At 54.4% G+C, this 7,398-nt stretch carries 7 protein-coding genes, 1 tRNA gene and 1 rRNA gene; 5 read left to right on the top strand and 4 right to left on the bottom strand.

Features of this window, described 5'->3' with window-relative positions; all coding sequences use genetic code 11:
* Nucleotides 1–2 precede the first annotated feature (2 nt).
* The 3 genes from rrf (at nt 3) to LZP73_RS18440 (ending at nt 1,263) form a co-directional block, all read left to right on the top strand.
* Nucleotides 3–118: ribosomal RNA gene (gene rrf / locus LZP73_RS18450) — 5S ribosomal RNA — on the top strand.
* A 92-nt stretch (nt 119–210) separates the two neighbouring features.
* Nucleotides 211–287 (top strand) — tRNA-Asp (locus LZP73_RS18445).
* Nucleotides 288–1,011: 724 nt separating this feature from the next.
* Nucleotides 1,012–1,263 carry a YkgJ family cysteine cluster protein gene (locus LZP73_RS18440; RefSeq protein WP_169564992.1) on the top strand — a complete coding sequence of 84 codons (252 nt, stop codon included), beginning with the start codon at nt 1,012–1,014 and terminating at the stop codon, nt 1,261–1,263.
* 1 nt (nt 1,264) lies between these two features.
* Here LZP73_RS18440 and LZP73_RS18435 read toward each other — a convergent pair whose 3' ends face one another.
* From LZP73_RS18435 to gpmM, 4 genes are read right to left on the bottom strand one after another with little or no spacing between them, the layout of a single operon-like run.
* Entirely contained in the window at nt 1,265–2,026 is a 762-nt protein-coding gene (locus LZP73_RS18435; protein WP_234236400.1) for a divergent polysaccharide deacetylase family protein, read from the bottom strand.
* A 12-nt stretch (nt 2,027–2,038) separates the two neighbouring features.
* On the bottom strand, nt 2,039–3,244 hold the full coding sequence (locus LZP73_RS18430; protein WP_234236399.1) for a S41 family peptidase: 1,206 nt from the start codon (nt 3,242–3,244) through the stop codon (nt 2,039–2,041).
* 24 nt (nt 3,245–3,268) lie between these two features.
* Nucleotides 3,269–4,402, bottom strand: coding sequence for a murein hydrolase activator EnvC family protein (locus LZP73_RS18425; protein WP_234236398.1), 1,134 nt, complete (start codon nt 4,400–4,402; stop codon nt 3,269–3,271).
* A 7-nt stretch (nt 4,403–4,409) separates the two neighbouring features.
* Nucleotides 4,410–5,957 (bottom strand): 2,3-bisphosphoglycerate-independent phosphoglycerate mutase, encoded by a 1,548-nt coding sequence (gene gpmM / locus LZP73_RS18420; protein WP_234236397.1) that lies wholly within the window; start codon nt 5,955–5,957, stop codon nt 4,410–4,412.
* A gap of 298 nt (nt 5,958–6,255) precedes the next feature.
* Between gpmM and LZP73_RS18415 the strand changes: the two genes are divergently transcribed.
* Together LZP73_RS18415 and secB are read left to right on the top strand one after the other, a co-directional pair.
* Complete coding sequence (locus LZP73_RS18415) at nt 6,256–6,690, top strand: rhodanese-like domain-containing protein (protein ID WP_234236396.1); 435 nt, start codon at nt 6,256–6,258, stop codon at nt 6,688–6,690.
* 218 nt (nt 6,691–6,908) lie between these two features.
* A complete protein-coding gene (secB, locus tag LZP73_RS18410) occupies nt 6,909–7,397 on the top strand; it encodes a protein-export chaperone SecB (RefSeq protein ID WP_169564987.1) in 489 nt (162 codons plus the stop codon).
* The last annotated feature ends 1 nt before the right edge of the window (nt 7,398 follow it).

The raw sequence follows: 7,398 nt of genomic DNA, 5'->3' as shown, positions 1-7,398 counted from the left end.
TGTCTGGAAACCATAGCATTGTGGCACCACCTGATCCCATCCCGAACTCAGAAGTGAAACGCAATCGCGCCGATGGTAGTGTGGGGTCTCCCCATGTGAGAGTAGGTCATTTCCAGGCGCCTAATTTCTCTTTTGAAGAGAAAGTCTACTGATAATGACATATCAACGACTTTAAAAGAATTTAGCATCCTGCGTAAGCAAATTGCTAAAGGAGCGGTAGTTCAGTTGGTTAGAATACCGGCCTGTCACGCCGGGGGTCGCGGGTTCGAGTCCCGTCCGCTCCGCCAACTTAAGATTGAGGCCTTTGCAGAAATGCAAAGGCCTTTTTCGTGTTTGAAACTTATACAGTTACTAAAGATTGAGCGGTAGTTCAGTTGGTTAGCTTCTTATTAAATAGAAAGCGGCCTGTCACGCCGGGGGTCGCGGGTTCGAGTCCCGTCCGCTCCGCCAACATCAAGACGAAAGCCTCTACAGCAATGTAGAGGCTTTTTTCGTTGTGTCAAAGAAAGCTAAAGGAGCGGTAGTTCAGTTGGACCAACAATGTTCCCGACATTGTTTGGCATTCACCCCATCCATGGGGATTTTAGCTTTTTTATAAATAGAAAGCAGTGTGCATCCCTGCACTGAGCCAGTTCGACCTCCTATCTCTCGTTCATGAGCGCATGACTTCGTCATATTCACCCTGTCACGCCGGGGGGCGCGGGTTCACTCTTTCAACATCGGCGTCCGCTGTGCCACTTACATAGAGGGCTCGTCATATGATGAGGCGTTTTTCGTATGTGCGTCTCATGAATAATCCGTGCGGCTTCTGCTCAAAAGCAGCGCCCGCTGAGTCCATATCAAGATGAGAGCCGCTGCAGCAATGTTACGGCGCTTTCGTTTGGGGGTTTATTGATAACGCCTCTTCAAGGCCGGGTGAGCCTTTGGCTGTCACTGTCATCCTTTGAGGGTATCTCTGTGGGGATAGGGGTATAATAGCCGCTTTACAGGCTCAGGTTGTGGAAGGATAAGATGGATTGTCGTCTCGGCTGCGGTGCTTGCTGCATAGCGCCATCAATAAGCAGTGCTATTCCGGGCATGCCGAATGGCAAGGCCGCCGGGGTGCGCTGTATTCAATTAACGGACGATAACTTGTGTGGCATCTTTGGCCGGCCGGAGCGGCCCGCTGTGTGTGGCGAATTCAGTGCCTCACCAGATGTGTGTGGCGGCTCGAATGAGGAGGCCCTATGGCTGATCACTTCGTTGGAGACCCAGACAGGCTAGCTTAACGGCTGGTGCTCTGGTTACTCTCTAGTTGCGCCTTAGCCAGTCTCTGTGTCCCCAGGCCCAACAGGGCCGAGGTGGGCACCAAAGTAATTCCCTGCGCCGCCAGTCTCCCCAGGTTTTCCTTCAAAAACAGCACAGTTTCCGGGTGTGGGTGGGCGATGACGACCAGGTTTCCCTGAGTCTTTGCCCGGGCAATGGCCTGACGAAACTGCTTTTCCAATACCTTGGGAGTCAAATCATTGTCGAGGAAGATGCCACGCTCCAGCAGAGGCACACCTTCGCGTCTTGCTTGATTGCCTGCCTGGGTAAAATGTGTCGTTACACTGTCGACAAAATAGAGTTCATGCTGCTTCAGGCGCTGCATTACCCAATGCATGGGCAGTTGCAGCTGCGTGAGCAGGCTTCCCATATGATTATTGACCCCTTTGGCGAAGGGAATGCGCTCTAATGCCTTGTCTACCTGAGATTTAATCTCGGCTTCATCCATGAGGTTGGTGAGGCCTCCCATGCCCAGGGCGTTGCCATTGAGCGCCTGCATGGGCAGATGCAGCATGATCTCATGGCCTTTGACGTGGGCCTTATGGGCGAGTTGGTCGCCGAAGGGGGTGTAGGGCAGAATCGAGAGGGTGACATTCTGCGGCAGGCTCAATACCGCCGCATCGGTTCGTCTATAGCCTATGTCGTCTATGATGAGCGCTAATTGGGCCGCATAAGCACTGGGTATGCCTGTCAGTAACAAGACTAGAAGAAGATAGCGCACTCGGCCTGCTTTTTAGTTATTGGTTTTAATCCATGCGATCGCCGAGTTTACCACTGTATCTTGGGCTATATCATCATGGGGATAGCTGGGCTCGATTATAGGCATATTCTCCCCCGCTAATACAGTCTCGGATGGAAAATTTATGTCTGGTTTTATGCCTTTAGTATGAATGTCTTCGCCGTTGGGCGTCTGGTAATGCGCTATGGTCAGCTTGATGGCATTGCCTTGGTTCAGGGTCGGGATCAGGCTCTGGACTGTGCCCTTGCCGAAGCTGGTCTGGCCCATGAGTTTCGCCCGGCCATTTTCCTGCAGGGCTGCCGCCAGGACTTCAGATGCGGATGCCGAGCCCTTGTTGATCAATACCAGCATGGGCTTGTCGGTCATTAAGGTATCCGAGGAGGCATAGTACTCGGAATTGGCATCGAAGAAGCGTCCCGAGGTGGAGACAATTTTGCCCTTGGCGAGAAAGAGATCGGCGATTTTGATGGCTTGATCCAACAGACCGCCCGGATTATTGCGCAGATCCAGTATCAGCCCCTTGAGCGGCTGGCTTTGCCATCCCTGGAGCAGTTTCATCATGTCTTGGGTCGAGTCTTCCTGGAAGCTCGACAGCCTGATGTAGCCAATCTTATTGTCGAGTATTTTGCCTTCTACCGAGTCGACTTCGATGAGCGCCGGACTGAGCACTATCTGAAATTTTCCTTCGGTATTCTGGTGACTGATGACCAGGTCTATCGCCTGGTTCTTCAGGCTATGTTGCTTGATTTCCTGCAGCAGTTCGGACAGGTTGCCGGCGCTGACCTGGACATCGTTGAGCGCTATGATCTGGTCGCCGGCACGGATCCCTGCGTGTGCTGCCGGGGAGTTGGGGAAGGGGGTCACTATGGTGATCTTGTCGCTGTCGGTGGCGATTTCGAAGCCGAAACCGAAATACTCGCCCTTATTGCTGTCTCTGAGGCTCAGCTGCTCCTGATAGTTGAGCAGACTGGAATAGGGATCCAGATGGGCGAAGATCCCCTGAATCGCCGCCTGTATGAGCTCTTCCTTGGACATGGGTTGCACATAATAGGTCTCTATCGTGTCTACCACATCCAACAGCAGCGGAAAATCAAACTGAGTGTCTTGGGCCTGAGTATTTTCTTTACCCGAAAGGGTGACCGACAGTCCCAGGGTCAACCCAAGGACGAGGCAGCAGAGATAGCGGATATAGGATGACATGGAACCCCCTTAGTGGCTAAGGGGTCAGTGGCAGTATCTCGCCGGATCGACGGCTTGCCCCTTATGCCGTACCTCGAAGTATAGGCCAGGCTCTGTCTGTCCACCCGAACGTCCGACGAGTGCGATGGCTTCACCGGTTTTGACCAAGTCGCCGGGCGCCTTCAGCAGCGCCTGGGCATGACCGTAGAGGCTCATGTAGCCCTTGCCATGATCTATGACCAACACCATGCCGAAGCCCCTGAGCCAATCGGCATAGATGACTTGCCCGGCCGCCACCGCGTTGACATTCTGGCCTTCCGGTGCCGCCAGCATTATGCCTTTCCAGTTGAGTCGCCCGGAACGGCTGCTGCCGAAGCTGGCGCTGACTCTGCCCTTGGTGGGCCAGCCCAGTTTGCCCTTGAGTGCGTCCAAGCCGTCCATGGCGGGGGTGTCCTTCATGGCGAGCAAGGCCTGCTCCACTATGCGTTTCAGGCTGGCCTCTTCTATCTGTAACTGTTCCAGCTCTTCGGCCTTGCTTGAGAGGGTGCGCTGTAGCTCGGTCAGGGTGGATTTACGTTGGCTCTGCTCCTGGCTCAGGCGCTTGGCCTGTTCCTGTTGGGTGATGACCAAGGCATTGAGCTGCTGCTGCTTGTCCTTCTGACTGCTGCGGATCTCATTCAGGGCCGAGAGCGTTTGTTTCAGCTGATCTATGGCCTGGGTGCGGGCCTTGTTCAAGTATTGGTAGTAGGCCAGCAGGCGTTCTATGCTGGCCGGATCCTGCTGATTGAGCAACATCTTGCTGTAATCGTGGTTGCCGGCGAGGTAGGCGCTGGATAGCTGTTTCGACAGTGTCTGTTGTTGGCTGAGCCTGAGGGTGTCCAGCTGTTGCTGGCGCCGGTTGAGCTCGACCAGCTTGGCATCCAGAGCGGCGAGTTCGCTCTTGGTGGCGTTGACCCGCTTCGCCGCCTCGGCAATCGCCTTCTCGTCACTCTTGAGCAGGCTGACCAGCTTTTCTCTTTGCTTGCCGGTATCCTGCAGGGCGCTCTGCTGCTTATTGATCTGCGCCTGGATGGACTTGAGCTCGGATTGACGCCGCTCCAGATCCGAAGACAGCGCAGGTTGAGACAAGATAAGCAAGCCAGCGACCAGGCTGGCCTTGATTGACAGTCGTATATTCACTGCCGGCTTATGACTCAAGTAATTCGATCAGTGGCTGTCCGGTCATTTCCTCGGGAATGGCTTCGCCCATGAGGGCCAGCATGGTTGGCGCTATGTCACTGAGGCGACCGCCTTCCCTGATCTTGGCCTTGCGGCCAACGAAGAGGAAAGGCACCAGCTCGCTGGTATGGGCTGTGTGGGCCTGGCCGGTAGACTCATCGACCATCTTCTCGGCGTTGCCATGATCCGCCGTGATGATGCATTCGCCGTCGACCTTGGCCAGGGCCTCGACCACCCTGCCTATGCAGGCATCTACCGCCTCACAGGCCTTGACCGCGGCGTCGAAATTACCGCTATGGCCCACCATGTCGCCATTGGGATAGTTGCATATGATGACATCGTACTTGGTCGACTCTATGGCTTCGACCAGCTTATCCGTCAGTTCGGCCGAATTCATCTCAGGCTGCAGATCATAGGTGGCGACCTTGGGCGATTGGATAAGTATCCGATCTTCACCCTCGAACGGCGTCTCTTTCCCCCCGTTGAAGAAGAAGGTCACATGGGCATACTTCTCGGTTTCCGAGATGCGCAGCTGGGTCTTGCCGCGGTTCTGCAGCACTTCGCCCAAGGTGTTGACCAGATCCACCGAGGGATAGGCGACAGGCGCCTGGATATCGGCGGCGTATTCGGTCAGCATCACGAAATGTATCTTGGGGGTGACGGCCCGCGGGAAGCCGTCGAAGTCGGCATTGACGAAGCTGCGGGTGATCTGACGGGCACGGTCGGCGCGGAAATTCATGAAAATCAGCGCATCGCCATCCTCTAGGGTGGCGACCCGGCCGTCGGCATCCGTGATCGCCGAGGCGCCGACGAATTCGTCGTTTTCATCACGGGCATAGGCGGCATCCAAAGCGTCGAGGGCGTTGCCATAGCTGTGCTTACCCTTGCCTTGGGTGATCAGCTCATAGGCCTGGGATACCCGATCCCAGCGATTGTCCCTGTCCATGGCATAGTATCTGCCTATGATGGAGGCGATGCGGCCATGGCCCAGGTCGGCAAAGAGGTCGTTGAAGTGTGCCAGGCTGCCCTTGGCACTGCGGGGCGGGGTGTCGCGACCATCGAGGAAGGCATGCAGATAAACCTTGGTTGCACCGCGCTTCACCGCCATGCGGCACATGGCTTCGATATGGTCTTCGTGGCTGTGCACGCCACCGGCCGACAACAGGCCCATGAGGTGTACCGCACCCTTGGCGGCGATAGCGGCATCGACCGCTGCGACCAGCGCCGGGTTGCTGTCGAATTCACCATCTGCTATGTCTTTGCTGATGCGCGACAATTCCTGGTAAACGATGCGACCCGACCCCAGGTTGATATGTCCTACTTCCGAGTTGCCCATCTGCCCGTCCGGCAGACCGACATCATAGCCTGAGCCAGACACCAAACTGTGGGCATACTGGGCATTGAGTCGATCCAGCACTGGGGTATTGGCGTGAAAAATCGCGTTCTTATGGGTTTCTTCACGGTAACCCCAGCCATCGAGTATGAGTAATGCCAGAGGACGTTTACTTGTCTTCATCTTGATACCTTTAAGTTTGATCTGGCCCGAATCGGATGCGACAAGGGACTTGGCGCCGAATTGCAGGGCATTGGAAGCGGTAGAAACCTGAAATTGGTTAAATATTACTACGTAAGGCAGGTGTGAAAAAGCGCTTTACCCGGATAATCCTCACCGAGTGCTTAATAATGGCTGCCAAGGCCGGCTCTGTGGCCCCAACCCATGGCTTGCCCGGCGCCGACTAACTTGCTGCATTCTGCCAAGGCAATGGGTATACTCTGGGCCTTAAACTTCTTCGCCATCTAAATGGGCCTAAACCATGCAAGAATATATCGAATTTTTTAAAGCTCACGCCATGCTCAGTCTGGCCTGGGTGGGTTTGTTTGTCGTACTCCTGGTGAGCCTGATCAAGTCCGGCACCTCGAAGGTCAAGAATATCAACCCACAGGAGCTGACGCTGCTGATCAATCGTCAGGAAGCCAAGGTGGTCGATGTGCGGACCAAAGACGAGTTTCGCAAGGGCCATATAGTCGATGCCATCAACCTGACTCTGGCAGAGATTAAAAATAATCAGCTGGCAAGCCTTGAAAAGCATAAAACCAGTCCCATTATATTGGTATGTAACACTGGCATAACATCATCACAGGCGGCCCAGCTGCTGATTAAACAAGGTTTTGAGCAAGTGTTTAATCTCAAAGGCGGCATGGGCGATTGGCAGGCGGCAAATATGCCGGTTGCCAAGAGCAAGAGATAATGTTGTAGACTTGAGCGCCGAGCTTGCTCTGCTGCGTTATGGCAGCAGGGATTCGGCAGCATAAGGATGATGTCCAGCGCGGCAGGATCGACTAGGGCTCAAGCTTAAGTTCGTTCTAAACCCCGGGATAGTGCTGAGATCTCAGGTCTCGCAAGGCAAAAGCCCTGAATATTGGCTTTCAAAGAAAAAGCCGAACTAACATTGGAAGGTAGGAAATTATGGCTGAAGTAGCAAACAACGAACAACAAGCCCCACAGTTCAACATTCAACGCATCTACACCAAGGACATTTCTTTCGAAACGCCTAACAGCCCAGGCGTATTCCAGAAAGAATGGAACCCGGAAGTTAAGCTGGATCTGGACACTCGCAGCGCCAAGCTGGCCGACGATGTCTACGAAGTCGTACTGTCTCTGACCGTGACTGCGAAAAATGGTGAAGAAACAGCTTTCCTGTGTGAAGTTCAGCAAGCGGGTATCTTCTCTATTCAAGGTCTGACCGAGCCGCAACTGGCACATTCTTTAGGTGCATACTGCCCTAACGTGCTGTTCCCATACGCTCGTGAAGCCGTTGGCAGTCTGGTTGGCCGTGGTACTTTCCCACAACTGAACCTGGCACCTGTTAACTTCGACGCCCTGTTTGCCCAATACGTGCAACAACGTCAAGCCGCTGCGGCCGAAGCAACAACTGCCGAAGAAGCCAACGCGTAAG

This window comes from Shewanella sp. AS16 (genome assembly GCF_021412365.1).
Taxonomy (GTDB): Bacteria; Pseudomonadota; Gammaproteobacteria; order Enterobacterales; family Shewanellaceae; genus Shewanella; species Shewanella salipaludis.
This window is presented reverse-complemented; position numbering and strand designations above follow the sequence as displayed.